The 2,144-nt window shown below is 73.3% G+C and carries 1 protein-coding gene; it reads right to left on the reverse strand.

The window, feature by feature from the left end; all coding sequences use genetic code 11:
* Positions 1-204: 204 nt before the first annotated feature.
* The gene (locus ACKUB9_RS34215) at positions 205-2,037 is read right to left on the reverse strand and encodes an ABC transporter ATP-binding protein (RefSeq protein WP_407519565.1); all 1,833 of its coding nucleotides are present in this window, start codon (positions 2,035-2,037) and stop codon (positions 205-207) included.
* Positions 2,038-2,144: the final 107 nt, after the last annotated feature.

Genomic DNA, 2,144 nt, shown 5'->3' on the forward strand with positions numbered 1-2,144 from the left:
CTGCTTGCACGACAAGGTGCAAGCAGCCCTCTCCCCGCGTGCGGGGAGAGGAGTTCCCGCGCCTCATTCGGCGATGTGTGAATAGGCTAGCCCGCATGGGATAGGGGTCCCCGCGCCTTGCTCGTTCGGCGACTGCCAAGCGGGTGCCTAGTCTGCGTAACCCGAGGCGGGTCTGGGCGGCGCACCGCACCCACCCGACCGCGCTCACGCCGCCGCGGCAGCCGCCTCCCACTCCGCCCCCCAGACCTGCACGAGGTGCCCGGGCGAGACCTCGCGGTAGCGGCGCTCGGGCGGCACGTAGTCCACGGGGCGGATCGGGCTCCTGATCTCGTCGGCGCGCACCCCGTGGCGGGTGCCGCGGCGGGCCGGGTCCGGCACCGGCACGGCGGCGAGCAGCGTCTTGGTGTAGGGATGCTGGGGCGCCCCGAAGACCGCCGCGCGCGGGCCGATCTCGACGATCTCGCCCAGGTGCATCACGGCCACCCGGTGGCTCACCCGCTCCACCACCGCCATGTCGTGGGAGATGAACAGGTAGGCGAGGTGCAGGCTCGCCTGCAGGTCGAGCATCAGGTTGATCACCTGCGCCTTCACCGAGACGTCGAGGGCCGAGACCGACTCGTCGGCGACGATCAGCTTCGGTTCGAGGGCGAGCGCCCGGGCGATGCAGATGCGCTGGCGCTGGCCGCCGGAAAATTCGTGCGGGTAGCGGCCGGCCATCTCGGGCTTGAGGCCGACGCGGCCGAGGAGGTCGGCCGCCCGGGCCTCGGCCTCCCGGCGCGAGGCGAGGCGGTTGATGAGCAGCGGCTCGGCGATGGCCGCCCCCACGCTCATGCGCGGGTCGAGGCTCGCGAAGGGATCCTGGAAGATCATCTGCATGCGCCGCCGCCGCTCGCGCAGCGCGCGCGGCGGAAGGCCCAGTATGTTTTCGCCGTCGAGGCGCACCGTGCCCGCCAGCGGCTCGATCAGGCGCAGCACCGAGCGGCCGGTGGTGGACTTGCCGCAGCCCGACTCGCCGACCAGCGCCAGCGTCTCCCCGGCCTGGAGGTCGAAGGAGACGTTCTCGACCGCGTGCACGCGGCCGCGCAGGCGCCCGAACAGGCCGCCGCGCAGCTCGAACCGCGTCGTCAGGTTGCGGACCTCCAGCAGGGTGGCGGGCTGGACCGTGTCGGGCACCTCGCCCGGTTCGGCGGCCTCGCCGGTGACGCGGTCCACGACGGGGAAGCGGGTCGGGCGGGCGCGGCCCTGCATGGCGCCGAGCGCCGGCACGGCGGCGAGCAGCGCGCGGCTGTAGGGATGGGTCGGGCGCCGGAAGATGTCTTCCGTCGGCCCGCTCTCCACGGCGCGCCCGTCCAGCATCACCACGGTGCGGTCGGCGATCTCCGCCACCACGCCCATGTCGTGGGTGATGAACAGGACCGACATGCCCTCCTCGTCCTGCAGCAGCTTGATGAGGTCGAGGATCTGGGCCTGGATGGTGACGTCGAGGGCGGTGGTCGGCTCGTCGGCGATCAGCAGCTTGGGCCGGCAGGCGAGCGCCATCGCGATCATCACCCGCTGGCGCATGCCGCCCGAGAAGCGGTGCGGGTGGTCGTGGACGCGCGAGGCCGCCGCCGGGATGCGCACCTTGTCGAACAGCCGCACCGTCTCGGCCTCCGCCTGCCCGCGCGACAGGCCGCGATGCGTCACCAGCGCCTCGGCGATCTGGAAGCCGACCGTGAGCACCGGGTTGAGGCTCGTCATCGGCTCCTGGAAGACCATCGCCATGTCGCCCCCGCGCACGCGCCGCATCTCGGCCTCGGGCAGGGCGAGGAGGTCGCGGCCCTGGAGCCGCACCGCGCCGGTGATCCGGCTGGCGTCGCGCGGGGTGAGCCGCATGAGCGAGAGGGCCGTGACGCTCTTGCCCGACCCCGACTCGCCCACCAGCGCGACGGTCTCGCGCGGGCCGATGTCGAAGGACACGCCGCGCACCACCGGGCGCCAGTGCCCGTCGACCCGGAAGGCGGTGGCGAGATCCCGGACGGAGAGGATGGGGGTCATGGGGGCTCCGGGGACGGGTGCCTTCAGGATGCGAGCGCCCGGCGCACGGCCTCGGGCTCCTTCTCGATGATGCGCAGCAACGCCTGCATCGCCGCATCGGGGCGGCG

Source organism: Methylobacterium oryzisoli (genome assembly GCF_046557895.1).
In the GTDB taxonomy this organism is placed as follows: domain Bacteria; phylum Pseudomonadota; class Alphaproteobacteria; order Rhizobiales; family Beijerinckiaceae; genus Methylobacterium; species Methylobacterium oryzisoli.